This window comes from Sulfitobacter sp. 1A12157, assembly GCF_043557345.1.
Lineage (GTDB): Bacteria > Pseudomonadota > Alphaproteobacteria > Rhodobacterales > Rhodobacteraceae > Sulfitobacter.
On the sequence record NZ_JBIFFV010000006.1, the window covers coordinates 102,850 to 119,815 of the forward strand.

Here is a 16,966-nt window from a genome sequence, read left to right on the forward strand (position 1 = left end):
GCCACCGTGCGAATTTTCAGGAACCGCGCCGCCCGCTGCGCGTTGGCCTGCCATGAACAAGACATTTGCCCGCGCCGCCGCCCTCTCCGCCAGTATTTTCGCCACCGCCGCCACTGCCGAGGAGGTGGGCAAGGTGGATGTGGATTGGCTGGGCAATGACATCATCGTCGAAGCCGTGGCCGACCCCAAGGTGAAGGGCGTGACCTGCCATCTCGCCTATTTCGAACGCGGGCTGATTGACCGGTTGCAAAAGGGCAATTGGTTCGAAGATCCGTCAAACTCTTCGATCTCCTGCCGCCAGACCGGCCCGATTGAGATCGGCGATATCGACCGTGGCGACGAGGGCGAAAACGTCTTTAGCGAGCGTCGCTCGATCATCTTCAAGACTTTGAAGGTCAAGCGTATTTTCGACGAAGCGAACAATACGCTGATCTACATCAGCCACAGCCAGCAGGTGCAGGACGGCTCGGCCAAGACCTCCATGTCGACGGTGCCTTTGTACCAGCCCGGCCAGTAGAGCCAAAAGCCGAAGATCGCTTAGGCAAAGCCTTGCCATCAGCGCGATCCCGCCTTGTCGGGCTTCCTGCCTGCGATATGCTGCGCGGAAAGGCAACATCGCAGCGACAGGCAGGTTTTATGAGACATTCACGCAGAACATTCGCATTCGGCCTTGCCGCATTGGGGCTGACCTCGGCCTGTTCGACCGGGGGCGGCGCGCTTGGCCCCGCGGCGGCGGCGGGGGTGCCGGACGATCTGCGCCCCGTGCCCAACGCGGGCTATGACGCATGGGTCGCGGCCTTCAAAAGCCGCGCCTCTGCACAGGGAATTTCGGCCAGCACCTTGGCCCAAGGATTTCGCGGCGCGGGCTATCTGCCCGGCGTGGTCAAGCGCGACCGCAACCAGACGGAATTCAGCCGCAGCTTGGAAGATTACCTCGCCATCGCCGCCTCGGACGAGCGGGTGTCGAAGGGGCGCGCGGCCTTTGCCCGGCACCGCAGCACATTGAACGCGATTGAGAGCCGCTACGGCGTGGCCGCAGAGATCGTCGCGGCGGTCTGGGGCTTGGAGAGCTTCTTTGGCGAGCGGCGCGGCAATGTGCCTGTCGTCTCGGCCACCTCGACATTGGCCTATGACGGGCGGCGCGGGGCGTTCTTTGAAAAACAGTTGATCGCCGCGCTGAAGATCCTGCAAAACGGTGACATCACGGCCGACCGGCTGACCGGCTCTTGGGCCGGGGCCATGGGACATACGCAGTTCATCCCCACCTCTTACCAAGTCTTCGCGGTGGATTTCACCGGCGATGGGCGGCGCGATATCTGGTCGGAAGACCCCAGCGATGCGCTGGCCTCTACCGCCGCATATCTGTCGCGCAACGGCTGGACGCGGGGCGTGAAATGGGGCGGCGAGCTGGGCAGCCTCCCCGCCAGCGCGGGGTCGGTGATCCAGCCGCAGGCGGGCGGGCCGCAGTTCGTGGTGACCAGCAACTTCCGCGCGTTGAAACGCTACAACAACTCCGACAGCTATGCGATTGGCGTGGGCCATCTGGCGGATCGGATCGCGGGCGGCGGGCCGCTGCGCGGCAGTTTCCCGCCCGACGCCAATGGGCTGACCAAGGACGACCGCATCGCGTTACAGCAACGGCTCACCGCGCGGGGATTCGATACCGATGGCGCGGATGGGGTGATCGGGCCGAACAGCCGCAAGGCGATCAGCGCCTATCAGGCCAGCGTGGGCCTGCCCGCGACGGGTGAACCTTCGGTCGAGTTGCTGCGCCGGTTGCAGTAGGCGACGTAGCTCGGTCCTTCCCACCCTCCACGCTGGGGCGGGCGGCGAGGCAATCGGGGCAACGTTTTTATACCACGGAGGGCAGCGCCGCCCCAGGGGGGCGGGTCGGCGCTGCCCGGCCTGCGACCGGGCGACCCGAGAAGGTCAATCTGCGGTAAGGTCTAGCCCGGGCTGATGCCTGCGCTGTCGAGCATCCCCGCCACCTCGGCGAAAGAGGATTGTGGCGGGGTGTGTTCAGCCTTGCGCTGGCTGAGGAAGGTTTCGCAAGGTCCGGCAAAGGCGATGGCGCGGTCAAGCTCGGGGTTGCTGCCCGCGCGGTAGGCCCCGATACGGATCAATTCCTCCATATCCGCATGGGCCGCCAGCGCCTTATGGGCGGCGGTGAGGAGCGTATATTCCACATCACTGTGGCAATCCGGCAACGTTCGAGAGACGCTCGCCAGCAGGTCAATCGCCGGGTAGCGGCCCTTTTCGGCGATCTTTCGGTCGAGCACGATATGCCCATCAGTGATCCCGCGCACCGCGTCGGCGATGGGATCGTTCATGTCGTCGCCATCCACCAAAACGGTGAAAATCGCGGTGATGTCGCCCTTGCCAACCGGCCCCGGCCCGGCGCGTTCCAGCATCTGGGGAAGCTCCGAAAAAACCGTCGGCGGATAGCCCTTGGCGGTGGGCGGTTCGCGCGAGGCGAGGCCGATTTCACGCTGCGCCATGGCGAAGCGGGTGACGCTGTCCATCAAGAGCAGCACATGTTGGCCCTGATCGCGGAAATGTTCGGCCACGGCCATGGCGGTCCAAGCGGCTTGGCGGCGGGTCAGCGGTGGCTCATCGCCCGTGGCGACGACGAGTACCGCCTTCTCCATCCCCTCGGGGCCGAGGTCGGAGGCGATGAAATCCTGCACCTCGCGCCCGCGTTCGCCAACCAGTGCCATGACGACCACATCGCACTCCGTATAGCGTGCCAGCATGGCCATAAGCGTCGATTTCCCGACGCCGGAGCCTGCGAAAATGCCCAAGCGCTGGCCCTGACAAAGCGGGGTGAAAACATCGAGCGCGCGCACATGGGTCGCCAGTTTCGGCCCGATGCGCTTGCGGTCGAAGGCGCCGGGCGGGGCGGCGCGCAGCGGGCGGGGCTCGTTGCCCTCGGGCAGATGCCCTTTCCCGTCGAGCGGTGTGGCCGACGCGCTGATCACCCGGCCCTTCCAGCTTTCATCGGGGCGGATCACATCGCGGCCAATCGCGACCTCGACCCGGTCGCCCGCCGCGACCCCGCGCCATGAGCCGAAGGGAAGCAATTCCGTACCGTGGCTGCCCAGCCCCACCACCTCGGCTTGGACCGGCCCGTCGGAGCCATGCACGATACAACGCTCGCCGATGCCCAAGACCCGCTCCAACCCCACGGCGGTCAGCGTGATGCCGGTGATCGCGCGCACTTCGCCGGTGATCTCGGCCTCGCCTGCCTCGCGGGCGAAACTGGTCAGCTCGGAAAAGAGTGTCTGCATGGATAAATTTCCTCTAGGAGCGCGGGGCAATATTTACTATACAAGGATTAAACAGGCTATAGGCAAAAAAATGAACTTGTCTAATCTTTCTATTCTTGGACTGGCGTCAGACCGGATGCAGTGGCTCTCGACCCGGCAAAAGGTCGTGTCGGAAAACGTCGCCAATGCCTCGACCCCGAATTACAAGGCGCGCGACGTGTCGTCCTTTGAAACGATGCTCAGCGGCGAGTTGTCGCGCGATACCGGGCTGGTGACCACCCATGACAAACACTTCACCGGCGTCGCCCATGGCACGCCCGGCGTGCGCGAGGTGACGGATGGCCACGCCAAGGGCACCACGTTGGATGGCAATACCGTGAACCTCGAAGAACAGGCCGTGAAGGCCGCCGAGATTGGCGATCATTACAGGTTGGCCGCACAGCTTTACCGCAAAAGCTATGACATGCTGACCATGGCCGTCACCGGAAACAGGTAAGGAAAGCCCATGGATCCGCTTCAGTCCATCGCCAAGATCGCCGCCAGCGGGATGACCGCGCAGACCGCGCGTTTGCGGGTGATCTCGGAAAACGTGGCCAATGCCGATTCAACGGGCACCACGCCCGGCGCCGATCCATTTCGCCGCAAGACCATCAGTTTCTCGGAGTTGATCGACCGCAATGGCGGCGGCTCTTTGGTGGAGGTCGACCGTATCGGGCGCGACCAATCTCCCTTTCGCCGCGATTATGACCCGGCGCATCCGGCGGCGGATGAAACCGGCTATGTCAAACGCCCCAATGTCGATCCGATCATCGAGATGGCCAATATGCGCGAAGCCTCGCGCAACTATGAGGCCAATATGAACATGTTCGAGTCGGGCCGCCGGATGCGCGGTCAGATGCTCGACCTGCTGAAGTGAGGCTGACCTGAGATGAGCGATCCCGCCTCCCTGATCTCGACCGCCGCGGTCCGTGGTGCCTATCGCACCTCGCAATCGCTGACGGCGCAAAAGGGTGAAGCCATCGCCGAAGAGGCCGGTGCCAGCGCCAATAGTTTCACCAATATGGTGCAGCAAGCCTCGGAAAGCGCGCTGGAAACGGTGCGCGAGGGCGAAGCCGTGGCCCAAGCCGGGCTGCGCGGTGAGGCGGATACCCAGCAGGTTGTCGAAGCCATGCTGGCGATGGAATCCACCGTCAAAGTGGCCGTCTCTGTGCGCGACCGCTTTGTCGAAGCCTATCAGGAAATTCTGCGGATGCCGATCTAGGCCATGACCGAAACCCAGACCTATGACATCATCTCTGCTACCGTCTGGGCCGTGCTTCTGGCCTCGGGTCCGGTGTTGGGGGTGGCGCTGGCGATTGGTCTGGTGATCGCGTTCTTTCAAGCGCTCACGCAGATTCAGGAAATGACGCTGACCTTCGTGCCCAAGATCGTGATGATCTTTGTCACCCTGCTGGCGGCGACGCCCTTCATGTATGCGACGCTGAAGAACCTGTCGGACACGATTTTCGACCTCGTGCAGAACGGTGGGCTATGAGGGGCTGGCGGCATATCGCGGCGGCGGCCCTTCTGGGTGCCGCGCTCGCCTCCCCCACTCTCGCGCAGGGCTGGGGGTCTTTCTATGAGCCGTCACAGAAAAACGCGGTGACCAAGACTGCGCGGAGGCTGGCCACCAAGGGCGGGCCTGAAGGCGTCTGCATCCGCGAGATCCTTGCCGCCCAAACCCGGCATGGCATCCCCGACAATCTGCTGCTGGCCATCGGCCTGCAAGAGGCGGGCACCCGCCGCAACGGGCATTTCACCGTCTGGCCCTATGCGGTCAATGCCGCGGGCGAAGGGCGGCTGTTCGACAGCCGCACTGCCGCGCTGGATTGGATTGCAGAGCGTCAGGCAAGCGGCATCCGCTCGATCGACGTGGGCTGTATGCAGATCAACATGCGCTGGCACCCGGATGCTTTCGACAGCCCCGTCCAGGGGTTCGATCCACGGGTAAACGTCGACTACGCGGCGCGTTTCCTCAAGCGCTTGCACCGGCGCACGGGCAGTTGGCTACAGGCGGCGGGGTCGTACCACTCCTTTGAGCCGGAATACCGCGACACCTACCTCGACCGGCTGCAAAAGAACATTTCCGCCGCCAATGCGCGGCTGCCGGAGTTTCAGGCGCTGGCCAGCGCCAGCCCCGTTCCCGCGCGTCCGCGCAAGACGGCCCGCAACACGTCGACCAGTTATGACAGGCTGGCGGCCAAGGCCACATGGGGCGCGCAGATCGGCGGGGCGGCGAACGCGCGGCGTTCGCTTTATTCGGCCCATGAGATGCAGCCGGTTCTGCCGCAGTTCACCACCGTCCGGGCGGAGGATGCGGGATGAGCACGAAACCCAACACCCTCTTGCCACAACTGAGCATGTTTGGCGCCAATAAGGACGTGAGCTTTGCCGTCGGCATGGCGTTGGTGCTGGCGGTGCTGTTCCTGCCGCTGCCGCCGATCCTGCTGGACTTCGGGCTGGCGCTGTCGCTCTCGCTCTCGGTGCTGATCTTCATGGTGGCGCTTTGGATTCCGTCCCCCTTGCAGTTCAACTCTTTCCCGACGCTGCTGCTGGTCACCACCATGCTAAGACTGTCGCTCAACGTGGCCTCGACCCGGCTGATCCTCAGCGAAGGCCATGCGGGAATGCATGCGGCGGGGGATGTGATTCAAGGGTTCTCCAAGTTCATTGTGGCGGGCAATTTCGTCATCGGCGTGGTGATCTTTGCCATCCTCGTGATCATCAATTTCGTCGTGATTACCAAGGGCTCGACCCGCATCGCCGAGGTCGCCGCGCGGTTCTCGCTGGATGCGATGCCGGGCAAGCAGATGGCGATCGACGCCGATATGGGCGCGGGGCTGATCGAAGAAGACGAGGCCCGCCGCCGCCGCAAGGAGCTTGAGGACGAAAGCGCCTTTTTCGGGGCCATGGACGGTGCCTCGAAATTCGTGCGCGGAGATGCGGTGGCGGGGCTGATCATCACGCTGATCAACGTGATCGGCGGCATCCTGATCGGTGTCGTGCAGCGTGGCATGGGCGTGGGCGATGCCTTTAACGTCTTTACCTCGCTGACCATTGGCGACGGGCTGGTCAGCCAAATTCCGGCGCTTGTCGTCTCGCTCGCCGCCGGTCTGATCGTGACCAAGGGCGGCACGCGGGGGGCGGCCAATGAGGCGGTCTTCGATCAGCTTTCGAACTTCCCCAAGGCGCTTTACATGGCGGCGCTGCTGCTCTTCGGCATCGGCCTTTTGCCCGGCTTTCCGCTGCTGGTCTTTGCCCTTTTGGCCGCGGCCATGGTGGGTTTGGGCGTGGTCATCCAGCGCGGCGCGGCAGAGGCGGCAGAGGCCAAGGCAAAGGCCGACGCCGAGGCGCAGAAACAGCAGGACATGCCAGAGGTCGACAGCAACCCGATGCATCTGGATGAGCTGCGGCTGGTGCTGGGCGAAGGGCTGGTGGCGTTGGCCAACCGCCCCGACGCGGTCTTGCCGAGCAAGATCAAATCCCTGCGCAAACATTTCGCCGAGGAATTCGGCTTTCCCATGCCCTCGGTGCGGATCAAGGATGACGTGAGCCTGCCGATCAACAGCTACGCCTTCCAAATCCACGGCGTCGATGTGGCCAAGGGTGACATCCGCGCCAATCAGATGATGGTGATCAACCCCGAAGGCGCGCCGCTGCAACTGCCGGGCGAGGCCACGCGCGAGCCGACCTTCGGCCTCGACGCGCTTTGGGTCGACAGCAAGGTCGCCGATCAGGCCGAGGCGCAGGGCTATACCGTGGTGGACCCGGAAAGCGTGATCACCACGCATCTGACTGAAGTGGTCAAAGAGAACATGTCCGAGCTGCTCACCTATGGGTCGGCGAAAGAGGCGATTGAGGGGTTGGACCGGAACTATCAAAAGCTGGTCAACGACCTGCCCGTCCCCTCCCCCGCCATTCTGGTGCAGCAGGTCTTGCAGGAACTGCTGCTTGAACGCGTCTCGATCCGCAACCTGCCGCTGATCGTCGAGGCGATGGCCGAGGCCACGCGCCAGACCTCCAAGCCCGCGCTGGTGCTGGAGAATGTGCGCCGCCGCCTGTCGAGCCAGATTTGCCAAGGGCTGGCCGATGGGCAGGGCTTCGTGCCGGTCATCACCCTGTCGCCCTCATGGGAGGCGGAGTTCATCGAGGCGGTCAAGATCGTGGGCGAGGATCGCACCTTTGTCATGTCGCCCAAACGGGTGCAGGAATTCGTGCTGCAAGCGCGCCAGCAGATCCAGCGCTTCGCCTCGGAAGACAGTTGGCCTGCGCTGATGGTCAACCCCGAGGCGCGGTCCTATGTGCGCTCCATGCTGGAACGGGTCAGCCCGATGACGCCCGTGATCTCCAACGCCGAGATCCATCGCAAGGTATCCCTGCGGACCGTCGCCACCATCGGGGGCTAGGGATGGACCTTTCGGCCCTCCTGACCGATGCCCTGATGGGGTATTTCGTCGTTTTCGCCCGGATCGGCAGCGCGCTTGTATTCATGCCGGGGTTCGGGGAGACTTCGGTGCCGATGCGGCATCGGTTGTTCTTTGGCCTGATCCTTAGCGCCGCGCTATATCCCGTGACCGGCCTTGGCCCCGTGGCCGAAGACCGCCCCGGTGCCCTGTTGTTGATCTTTGGCTCGGAGATCACCGTGGGCCTCTGGATTGGGCTGGTGGCGCGCACGCTGCTTTCGGCGCTGCAATTTGCGGGCTATCAGATGGCCCTGATGTCGGGGCTGGCGAATGCTTTGGCCCCGAACATCGGCGCGTTCGAGGGGGCGACCTCTATGGCGGCGATGCTGTTGATCGGGGCCACGGCGCTGATATTCATCACCGATCTGCACCACCTCATCATTGAATCGCTGCTCATGTCCTATCAGGTCTTCGTGCCGGGCACCTTCATGCTGGCCGATCTGACCGACCAATTCGCGCGGGCGACGCAGGTGAGCCTCTACCTTGGCCTGTCCATCGCAGCGCCCTTCTATGTCGCCGGTCTGGTGCTGAACGTCGGCATGGGTCTGGCCAACCGCATGATGGCGAGCCTTCAGGTCTTCTTTATCGCCCAGCCCTTGCTGATCGCCGCCGGGCTGGCCTTGATGGTGCTGGCGGTTCCGACCATGATGCGCGGGTTTCTTGAGCCTTTCGCGAATTGGCTCACCACCTACGGATTCTAGCCCATGTCGGAAGAGGACAAGAGCAGTAAGACCGAAGAGCCGACGGAGAAAAAGCTCCGCGACGCGCGCAAGAAAGGCGACGTGCCGCAATCGCGCGAGACCGGCACCGCGATGCTGGTCTTTGCCCTGCTGATGATCCTGATCTTCGTGCTTCCCGCCTCGATCGACGGTATCGTGGCGGCGCTGCAAAGCCCCCTTTTGGGGGCGGGTGTGACCGCCATCGGCACCGGCGGCACCGGCGTGGCCGAAGCGGGCCAGGTGCTGAAATCGCTAGGCTTCACGCTGGGGCTGGCGATGATGCCGGTGGTGGGGATCATGGTGCTGGCAGCCCTCTTCGGCGTTTTGATCCAAGGCGAGACCGTCGTCTCGGCCGAGCGGATCAAGCCCAAGTTCTCCAAGCTGAACCCGCTGTCGGGGTTCAAGCGGCTGTTCTCGGCCGAGGCTTTCGTCGAATTCGCCAAGAACACCGCCAAGGTGCTGGTGATCGGTTTCATCACCGTCTGGGCCGTGCGCGACATCGCGCAGTCGCTGGGCCAGACGCGGGCTTTCATCCCAGAGACGCTGCTGCAAGCGACCCTGCAAAAGGTGCGCTGGATTTTTCTGGTCACCACCGTGCTTTTGGTGCCCATCGCCATCGCCGACATCATCTGGAAGCGGGCGCAGTGGAAAAAGAAACAGATGATGAGCCTCAAGGAAATCCGCGACGAGCATAAGGACAGCGAGGGCGATCCGCAGATCAAGGGCCGCCGCGCCGAATTGCGCCGCGCCCGCGCCCGCCAGCGCATCGCGCAGGCCATTCCCAACGCCAGCGTGATCCTGACCAACCCGACCCATTACGCCGTGGCGCTGAAATATGAACAGGGGGTCGATGATGTGCCGGTCTGCGTGGCCAAAGGGGCCGATGTCATGGCCCACCGCATCCGCGAGTTGGCCAAGGAACACGACATTCCGATGATCGAGAACCGCCCGCTGGCCCGTGCGCTGCACGCGGCGGTGGAGGTCGACGACCGCATCCCGATGGAACACTGGCAAGCCGTGGCCGAGATCATCGGCTTTGTCATGGACCTGCGCCGCAACGTGCGCCGCAAGCCCCCCGCCGGGTCGTCGATCCGCGAGGAGTGAGGCGCGCTTTCAGCGCAGACGCAGCCCTTCGAGGTTGCGGTCAGCGGGAAGTTTTGAGCGCTCCAGCAGGATTTTCGTGATCAACCGCGCGCGGACAAGGCTGAACGAGCCCATGATCTGCGCCGCATCCCGTTCGGGCATGGCGCCGATGACCTGCACGGCGGTTTCCACGTCGATCTCATCCATGATGCCCGCCGCCACCTGCGGCTTCATGTTGCGGTAAAGCTCGACCAGTTTGGTCATGTCCTGATTGTTCGCCTCTTCGATCACCTTAAGCTGCGCGCCGATCTCGTCGCGCAGGCTGGCGAGGCGGGTCTGTTCGGCCTTGAGGCTCTGTTCGGCCAGCGCAAGCTTGGCTTCGCGGTCGGCGATCGTGTCGCGTTGCTCTTTCAGCAGCGCGCGCTCTTCGGCGATGGCTTCGGCGATCAGATGGCTCGGCTCGCACATGCCGCTCTCGCCCGGGGCGCTGGCGTCATAGCTGGGCGGCGCGGGGGCGGCGGCAAGCTCAACAGGGACCGGGGGCGTGTCATCGGGGGTTTCGGCGATGGCCATCATCGGCATGAACTCAACCGTGAGTTTGAGCACGCCAGCCACGCCAAGGCCAAAAAGCGCGATCTTTGGCAGGGAAATACGGCTCATTCCTTACGCTCCTTGGTGATGTCGAAAAAGGTGCGGACCAGTTCGGATTTGCCCTGCACCGCCGCTTGCCCCCGGACCTGCGCGCGGCCCTTGAGCCGCGCGGCGCGCATCTGGGCCGGGTTCTGGCCTGCCGGGGCAGGCTCGGGCGCGGCTTGGCGCGGCGGCGTCGCCTCACGCTGCACCGGCGGCTCGGGGCGCTGCACCTTGGTGCTAAGGTCGCGCAGGTCTTCGACCGATTTCGCCGATTGATCGACCGCGTTGGAAAAGGCCCCGACCATCGGCTCCATCTCTTTCAGGGTCGCCATCAGGGCGCGAACGCGGCGGTCGAGGATAAAGGCATAGACCAGCGTGCCGAGCAGCAGCACGATGATGAGGATATCAATCAAGGCCGGCACCATCGTCGCTGTCCTCCTGATTTTCCTTAGGGAGCAAGGATTGGATCACCCGCAACGCCAAGGCGCCATTGCTGCGCTGGCCAAAGGCCGCTTGAAACATCGGCTGGGCATTCACCATGCCGACCACGGGGGTATCGACGGTCATGCCCAGATCAATCACCTGACCGGGCTTCCATTCCAGCACCTCATGCAGCGGGATCGTCACCTGCTGTAGCACGCCGGTGATCGTGACCGTGGTGCTGGAGATCTGGCTGTTCATATCCTTACGCGCATTGCTATCGGTGGGCGAGCGCCCGCCAAGGAAGGGCTGCGCAAGCTGGGCGCTGACCTCATCCAGCGTGCCATAGGGCAAGACCAGCGCCATATGGCCGCTGCGATCCTCGAACTGCATATGCATCCGGACCAGCACCGTCGCGGTGCGCGGCGCGGCCAGCATGACCGAGCGGGGGTTGGATTCGAGCGATTGAATGTCGAATTGCACCGGGCTGACATCATGCAGGCAATGCGCCAAACCTTTGAGCGAAAGTTCCGCCAGCCTGCGGCCCAGTTTTTGCTCGATCGCGGTCAGGCCGCGGGGTTTCCACTGCTGGCTGGTGGCGCGGCGGCCGCCCAACATGATCTCGAGCACCGAAAACAGCAGGTCGGGCTCGACCACGCAGGCGATCTGGCTGCCCCAGCTTTCCGCATTGGCGATGGCGATGAGCGAGGGCGACTGAATGCTCTCCATCGCGTCCTCATAGGGCATGTATTCGAGCGAGCTCAGTTCAATCTCGGGGGCGATGGTGCAATAGGATTTGAGGTCGGGCACCAGAGCCAGCAGCAGACGGTCGATGATGATCTCAAGCGTCGGCAGGCGCTGGAAGCTTTCCCGCGCCTGACGGATCATCGTCTCTTCGAGGCTCAGCGCATCGGGGGAGGCCGCTGTCGTCATTGCACCACCATATCGGCAATCAGGATTTCATGTGGCGCGTCGGTGTGCCCCACCGCCCGCGCCCGGCGCAGCAGTTCGGTCTTTAGCATCGCCAACCCATAGCTGCCCGACAGATCGCTGACATGCAACTGACGCAGGAAGTCTTGGAAGCTGTCGCGCAGGTAAATCTCACGCGCGACCAGACGGTCCGCGCCCTCGACAGTCTCGTCATAGACCATCAGCATGTTGAGCTTGAGAAAACGGCTTGTCTGCCCGCCCTGCGGGCCGGTGTCGGTGACGTTCACGATGATCTCAGGGAAAGGCATGACCGGCATCTTCACTTCGGTCTTGGATTTTTCCCCATGGCCGTCTTCGCCACCCGTCTCGCCGTGATCGTTCTCGGCCGTCTCAACGGTCTCTTCGGCGGCCTTCTCTCCGCCCAGCCCGGCCATTTCAAGCAGCCCCGAAGGGCCGATGGCCAGCGTCACCCCACCCAGACCCGCAAGAAGGCAGAGCAAGACGACAGCAAGGATAGCGAGAGGCTTTTTCATTCTTTCACTCTTAATCGGATCCCGCGCGAAGCGCCACACGCAAGAACAAATACATCTTCAAACAAGCTTTATTGCAACAGAAACCTGTTTATTTTCCGGATCGACCAAGTATAAATCGATATATACTTGCATAGTGAGGGCCGAGTGGAGAATGCTCGGGCCGTACAACCGAGTGAGGGGCCGTGAATCAGATCGTTGAAAACCTTAAGGATTTGGGTCCAAAGCGGCTGGCTCTCCTCGGCGGCATCGGTCTGGCGATCACTGCGGCCATCTTTATCGGCGCGCGGACCATCCTAGCCCCCACCTATGTCCCGGTTTACAGCCAGTTGAGCCCCGGCACCGCCTCGCAGATGATGCAGACGCTGGAACAGGCGGGGCTGACGGTCGATCTGTCGCGCAACGGCGATACCATTTCGGTCGCCGAGACCGACATCGCCCGCGCCCGCATGGCGCTGGCCGATGCGGGGCTGCCGGGCGAAGGCGTCCCGGGGTGGGAGATTTTCGACAATATGTCCGGCATGGGGATGAACTCTTTCATGCAAAAGGTGAACCGGCTGCGCGCGCTGGAAGGTGAGTTGGCCCGGTCGATCCAGACGATCAGCGGCATCAAGGCCGCGCGGGTGCATCTGGTGCTGCCCGAACGCGCCGCATTTTCGCGCTCCCGGGCCGAGGCCAGCGGCTCGGTCATCGTGCGCTCGCAGGCCAATACCAGCATGACCCGCCGTCAGGCGCAGGCGATCCAAGCGCTGGTGGCCTCCGCCGTGGCGGATTTGGAAGCGCAGAACGTGACCGTCCTGTCGGCCTCTGGCGAGACGATCCTGGCCAAGGACGAGGGCGGCAGCTCTGACTTCTCGCTGCAAGGGCAGCGCAGCATGATCGAAGAGCAGCTTGCGCAAAAGGTTGAATCGATCCTTAACGCCCGCGTGGGGCCGGGCAATGCCCGCGTGCGGGTCAGCGTCGATCTGACGACCGAGCGCGAAGTCCGCGTCTCGCGTAGTTTCGATCCCGCCCAGCAGGTCGCCCGGTCGATCGAGACCCGCGTGCGCAACTCGAACGAGACCGATCCGGCGGCGGCCACGGTGGATGTGGCCAACAACATCCCCGATGAACTGCGCGACGATGCAGGCGGGGCCGCGGGCCAGTCTACCCGTTCGGAAAACGACGAGATCATCAACTACGAGATCGGCTCGGTTCAAAGCGAACTGGTGCGTGAGCCGGGCGATATCGAGCGTATCTCGGTCGCGGTCTTGGTCAACGGCAGCTACGGCACCCTGCCCGATGGCTCCGAAGGCTATATCGAGCGCAGCCCCGAAGAGATGGCGCGCCTGACGCAATTGGTCAGCACGGCCATCGGCTTTGATCAGGCCCGAGGCGATCAGGTGCAGGTCGACAGTCTGCAATTCCTCGATTTCGATTCCGAGTTCAACACCCCCGGCAGCCGTGGCTTGGGCGCGGTGCTGGCCGATAACGCCATGACCATTCTGCGGTCGCTCTTTGCCTTGGCGCTGGTGGCGATCATCATGGTGCTGGGCGCGCGCCCGCTGCGCATGGTGCTGGATGCCACCCTGCCCCAGCCTGCGCTGGCCGGTGCCGGGGCCGATGCGGCGCTGCTGGACGGCCCCGAGGAAGACAACGCGCCCAAGGCGCTGACCGGCGGCACCCAGAAAGAGACGCCGCAAAACCGTCTACCCACCCCGGCGGCGGCGCAGTCCGGTGCGGTGCTTGGCCCGATGGATGAGCTGCCCCGCGACATGGTGCATCTCGCCTCGGTCGAGGGGGCGGTTCAGCACAGCCAATTGCGCGCCGTGGCCGAACTGGCCGAGGACAACACCGATGACGCGCTGCGCGTTCTGGGCGAATGGCTGTCGGAAGGGGATGATCTGTGATCACGAGCCTCAAGCTTCAGAATTTCGATGAGGACGGCAAGAGCAAACCGCAAGACCCGGCGTTGCCCACCCCCGAAGAGATCGAAGCGAAGATCAAGAAGGCCCATAAGCAGGGCCATATCGAAGGCTATCTGGCCGGGGCCGATGCGGGCCGGGCCGAGATGCATCAGACCATGCAGGCCGAACATGCCGTCATGGCCGAAAAGCTCGCGCAGGAGCTTGCGCGGCTGGCGCAGGCGATGCAGGCCCATCAAGAGGCACTGATGGCGCAGATCGTGGGCTTTACCCTGCAAACCTGCGAGATCGTCCTGCCCGAGGTGATCGAACGGCTTTCGACCGCACGGGTGAAAAAGACCGTGACCCAATCGCTGAAAATGGCCATCGGGTCGAGCCATATCAAAGTGCGCCTGTCGCCCGCCACGCTGGATCAGATCGGCCCCGACCTGCGCCAACGGGCGGTCTATTACAAATGCGATAGCGTGCTGGACCTGCGCGCCGATCCCGCGCTGCCCGATGGGGATGCGCGGATGGAATGGGACCACGGCAGCCTTGATTACGGGTTCAAAAAGATTTGCGACCGCCTGCTCGCCGAATTGCGCGACACCCACGCGCGGGCGCTGAAAGCACAAAAGGAGAAGGACGGAAATGGACAAGCCTGACCTGCAATCCCCCCAAGACGACAACAAGCCCACAGAGGGCAAAGCGCCTGACGCCACGCCAGAGCAACCGCGCGCCGATGCCTTTGGCAACGCCGCCAGCACGGGCGGCGATGATGCGGGCGTCTTCCCGCAGCTCGACACCGAAGATTCGCGCAATGCGCTGGCCCCCCGCCCCGAGGCGGGCGGTGCGGGCATCAATGCGATGCTGAACGTCGGCCTCGATGTGCAGATCGTGCTGGGCCAAGCCCGCATGCCGATTTCGCGCCTGCTGGAACTCACCCGCGGCTCGATCGTGGAGTTGAACCGCAAGATCGGCGCGCCGGTGGACCTTATGGTCTCGGACCGTCTGGTGGCGCGCGGTGATCTCGTGAAGGTCGGTGAAGACCGGCTGGGCGTGTCGCTGACCCAGATCGTCAAGGACTATGTCCCTGACTGACCGCTCCTCTCTGCGCAGCTATGCGCCGGGCCGGATTGGCCTTGCCCTGCTGGTGCTTCTCGCCAGCGGCGGCATGGCCATGGCCCAAGACGGCGGGTTTCTCAGCACGCTTTCGGATGTGATTGGCGACACCGCGCCGGGCAGTGATGAGAACGCCAATCTTTCGGGTCGGATCGTCCAGTTCATCGCGCTGATCACCGTGCTCAGCATCGCGCCGGGGCTTTTGGTGGTGATGACCAGCTTCACCCGCTTTGTCATCGTCCTGTCGATGCTGCGCTCGGCCCTTGGGCTGAACCAGACCCCGCCCAATATCGTGCTGACCTCGCTGGCGCTCTTCATGACCTTCTTCGTCATGCAGCCGGTGTTCGAGGACGCCTATGAGGCCGGGGTCGAGCCGCTGTTGGAAAACGCCATCGCCGAGGAACAGGCGCTGGAGCGGATCGCCGCGCCCTTCAAGACCTTCATGTACGTCAACACGCGGCCCGAGGACTACGCGCTGTTCCTGCGCATCGCGCCCGCGGATGAAGCGGCGGAAGAGAGCCCCCTGCCCGCCTCGGCGGAAGAGGCCACATTCCGCCATCTGGTGCCCGCCTTCATGATCTCGGAACTGCGCCGCGCCTTTACCATCGGTTTTCTGATCTATCTGCCCTTCGTGGCCATCGACCTTATCGTCGCCTCGGTCTTGATGAGCGCGGGCATGATGATGCTGCCCCCGGTGCTGATTTCCTTGCCGTTCAAGGTGATCTTCTTTGTGCTGATCGACGGTTGGTACATGCTGGCCGGGTCGCTGATCGAAAGCTATGTGCCGCTTGCCGGTGGCTGACCTGCTCTGAAAGGATTTCTCCATGTCGACCAATGCCCTTTCCAAACCCCGCAGAAAGCCCATCACGGTGGCGGATCTGAACGGTCCGACCAAGGCCGCCATCACCTTTCTCTGCCTTGGCGAGCAGACCGGATCGGAACTCATGCAAAAGCTCGGCACCGCCGAGATCGAGCGTATCACCAGCGCCATGAGCCGCCTTGGCCCGATCCCGGCAGAGGTGGTGGAACATGTGCTTAGAGAGTTCACCCAAAAGGTGGTCAGCGGCACCGGATCGGTCGTGGGGTCGCTGTCGACGGCGGAATCCATGCTGCGCAAATTCATGCCCGAAGAACAGGTGTCCAGCATCATGGAGGGGCTCAAGAACAGCGAGCGAGAGAGCGCCATGTGGCGCGGCTTTGGCGCGCTGGATGAGACGGTGATCGCCAATTACCTCAAGGGCGAGCACGACCAGACCGCCGCGGCGATCCTCAACAACGTGGACACCGGCGTGGCCGCCAAGGTGCTGCCGCTGCTCGGCCCTGAGCGGATGCAGGACATCGCCGAGCGGATGATCGCGATGGAGGCCGTGCCGCTGCATATGATGCAGCAGATCGAAGAGACCCTGAAACAAGACATCCTGTCGAATGCGATGCACACCAATTCGGTCGAGACCCATCAGCGCATGGCGGATCTGTTCAACCAGTTGGATGTACAGGCTTTCGAGGACCTTTCCAGCGCGCTGGATGCGCGTATTCCCGATGCTTTCCAAGCCATCAAACAGCGCATGTTCGTCTTTGACGATCTGTTCAAACTGCCGATGCAGGACTTGGCGCAGGTCATGCGCGGACTGGACGGGGCGACCCTGCCGATGGCCATGCGCGGCGCCAAGAAAGAGCAGCGCGATCACCTGATGGAATGCCTGCCGCAACGCTCGCGCCAGATGCTGATGGACGAGATGGCCGCCACCGGCCCCGTACGGGGCCGCGACGTGCGCGCAGCACAGGCCGCCATGGTGGAATATGCCAAGAGCCTTGCCGACGAAGGCGTGATCGAACTGCCCTCGGCCGCCGATGACGACGAATTCATCGAATAGGGTG

20 protein-coding genes are annotated in these 16,966 nt (G+C 63.5%); 15 read left to right on the forward strand and 5 right to left on the reverse strand.

Going from position 1 to position 16,966, the window contains the following annotated elements:
- Positions 1-52: 52 nt before the first annotated feature.
- Complete coding sequence (locus tag ACGYLC_RS11915) at positions 53-517, forward strand: CreA family protein (RefSeq protein ID WP_394399140.1); 465 nt, start codon at positions 53-55, stop codon at positions 515-517.
- Positions 518-636: 119 nt separating this feature from the next.
- Positions 637-1,785, forward strand: a complete 1,149-nt coding sequence (locus tag ACGYLC_RS11920; protein WP_394423105.1) for a lytic murein transglycosylase — start codon at positions 637-639, stop codon at positions 1,783-1,785.
- 161 nt (positions 1,786-1,946) lie between these two features.
- Here ACGYLC_RS11920 and ACGYLC_RS11925 read toward each other — a convergent pair whose 3' ends face one another.
- Complete coding sequence (locus ACGYLC_RS11925) at positions 1,947-3,287, reverse strand: FliI/YscN family ATPase (RefSeq protein WP_394423106.1); 1,341 nt, start codon at positions 3,285-3,287, stop codon at positions 1,947-1,949.
- Between the two features lie 70 nt (positions 3,288-3,357).
- Here ACGYLC_RS11925 and flgB point away from each other — a divergent pair, with 70 nt between their 5' ends.
- From flgB to flhB, 8 genes are read left to right on the forward strand one after another with little or no spacing between them, the layout of a single operon-like run.
- Entirely contained in the window at positions 3,358-3,762 is a 405-nt protein-coding gene (flgB, locus tag ACGYLC_RS11930; RefSeq protein WP_394423107.1) for a flagellar basal body rod protein FlgB, read from the forward strand.
- 9 nt (positions 3,763-3,771) lie between these two features.
- Complete coding sequence (flgC, locus tag ACGYLC_RS11935; protein WP_067261031.1) at positions 3,772-4,182, forward strand: flagellar basal body rod protein FlgC; 411 nt, start codon at positions 3,772-3,774, stop codon at positions 4,180-4,182.
- A gap of 12 nt (positions 4,183-4,194) precedes the next feature.
- On the forward strand, positions 4,195-4,527 hold the full coding sequence (locus tag ACGYLC_RS11940; RefSeq protein ID WP_067261033.1) for a flagellar hook-basal body complex protein FliE: 333 nt from the start codon (positions 4,195-4,197) through the stop codon (positions 4,525-4,527).
- Between the two features lie 3 nt (positions 4,528-4,530).
- On the forward strand, positions 4,531-4,800 hold the full coding sequence (gene fliQ, locus ACGYLC_RS11945) for a flagellar biosynthesis protein FliQ (RefSeq protein WP_067261035.1): 270 nt from the start codon (positions 4,531-4,533) through the stop codon (positions 4,798-4,800).
- Entirely contained in the window at positions 4,797-5,630 is an 834-nt protein-coding gene (locus ACGYLC_RS11950; RefSeq protein WP_394423108.1) for a lytic transglycosylase domain-containing protein, read from the forward strand. Before fliQ ends, ACGYLC_RS11950 begins: the two co-directional genes overlap by 4 nt.
- The gene (gene flhA, locus ACGYLC_RS11955; RefSeq protein ID WP_394423109.1) at positions 5,627-7,711 is read left to right on the forward strand and encodes a flagellar biosynthesis protein FlhA; all 2,085 of its coding nucleotides are present in this window, start codon (positions 5,627-5,629) and stop codon (positions 7,709-7,711) included. The genes ACGYLC_RS11950 and flhA overlap by 4 nt, the downstream gene beginning before the upstream one ends.
- 2 nt (positions 7,712-7,713) lie before the next feature.
- The gene (locus tag ACGYLC_RS11960; RefSeq protein ID WP_067261040.1) at positions 7,714-8,469 is read left to right on the forward strand and encodes a flagellar biosynthetic protein FliR; all 756 of its coding nucleotides are present in this window, start codon (positions 7,714-7,716) and stop codon (positions 8,467-8,469) included.
- Positions 8,470-8,472: 3 nt separating this feature from the next.
- Positions 8,473-9,591 (forward strand): flagellar biosynthesis protein FlhB, encoded by a 1,119-nt coding sequence (flhB, locus tag ACGYLC_RS11965; RefSeq protein ID WP_394399155.1) that lies wholly within the window; start codon positions 8,473-8,475, stop codon positions 9,589-9,591.
- A gap of 9 nt (positions 9,592-9,600) precedes the next feature.
- Here flhB and ACGYLC_RS11970 read toward each other — a convergent pair whose 3' ends face one another.
- The 4 genes from ACGYLC_RS11970 to ACGYLC_RS11985 are packed head-to-tail and all read right to left on the reverse strand — an operon-like array spanning position 9,601 to position 12,086.
- On the reverse strand, positions 9,601-10,230 hold the full coding sequence (locus ACGYLC_RS11970) for a MotE family protein (protein WP_067261044.1): 630 nt from the start codon (positions 10,228-10,230) through the stop codon (positions 9,601-9,603).
- Positions 10,227-10,616, reverse strand: a complete 390-nt coding sequence (locus tag ACGYLC_RS11975) for a flagellar motor switch protein (protein WP_394399159.1) — start codon at positions 10,614-10,616, stop codon at positions 10,227-10,229. The genes ACGYLC_RS11970 and ACGYLC_RS11975 overlap by 4 nt, the downstream gene beginning before the upstream one ends.
- Positions 10,609-11,556, reverse strand: coding sequence for a flagellar motor switch protein FliM (locus ACGYLC_RS11980; RefSeq protein ID WP_394399161.1), 948 nt, complete (start codon positions 11,554-11,556; stop codon positions 10,609-10,611). Before ACGYLC_RS11980 ends, ACGYLC_RS11975 begins: the two co-directional genes overlap by 8 nt.
- On the reverse strand, positions 11,553-12,086 hold the full coding sequence (locus ACGYLC_RS11985) for a flagellar basal body-associated FliL family protein (protein ID WP_394423110.1): 534 nt from the start codon (positions 12,084-12,086) through the stop codon (positions 11,553-11,555). The genes ACGYLC_RS11980 and ACGYLC_RS11985 overlap by 4 nt, the downstream gene beginning before the upstream one ends.
- 182 nt (positions 12,087-12,268) lie before the next feature.
- Here ACGYLC_RS11985 and fliF point away from each other — a divergent pair, with 182 nt between their 5' ends.
- From fliF to ACGYLC_RS12010, 5 genes are read left to right on the forward strand one after another with little or no spacing between them, the layout of a single operon-like run.
- Complete coding sequence (gene fliF, locus ACGYLC_RS11990; protein WP_394423111.1) at positions 12,269-13,972, forward strand: flagellar basal-body MS-ring/collar protein FliF; 1,704 nt, start codon at positions 12,269-12,271, stop codon at positions 13,970-13,972.
- Complete coding sequence (locus tag ACGYLC_RS11995) at positions 13,969-14,631, forward strand: FliH/SctL family protein (RefSeq protein ID WP_394423112.1); 663 nt, start codon at positions 13,969-13,971, stop codon at positions 14,629-14,631. The genes fliF and ACGYLC_RS11995 overlap by 4 nt, the downstream gene beginning before the upstream one ends.
- Positions 14,618-15,067: a FliM/FliN family flagellar motor switch protein gene (locus tag ACGYLC_RS12000; protein WP_394423113.1), complete on the forward strand. Its 450-nt coding sequence runs from the start codon at positions 14,618-14,620 to the stop codon at positions 15,065-15,067. The genes ACGYLC_RS11995 and ACGYLC_RS12000 overlap by 14 nt, the downstream gene beginning before the upstream one ends.
- Positions 15,054-15,890 carry a flagellar type III secretion system pore protein FliP gene (fliP, locus tag ACGYLC_RS12005; protein ID WP_394423114.1) on the forward strand — a complete coding sequence of 279 codons (837 nt, stop codon included), beginning with the start codon at positions 15,054-15,056 and terminating at the stop codon, positions 15,888-15,890. The genes ACGYLC_RS12000 and fliP overlap by 14 nt, the downstream gene beginning before the upstream one ends.
- A gap of 22 nt (positions 15,891-15,912) precedes the next feature.
- On the forward strand, positions 15,913-16,962 hold the full coding sequence (locus ACGYLC_RS12010) for a flagellar motor switch protein FliG (protein WP_394399173.1): 1,050 nt from the start codon (positions 15,913-15,915) through the stop codon (positions 16,960-16,962).
- Positions 16,963-16,966: the final 4 nt, after the last annotated feature.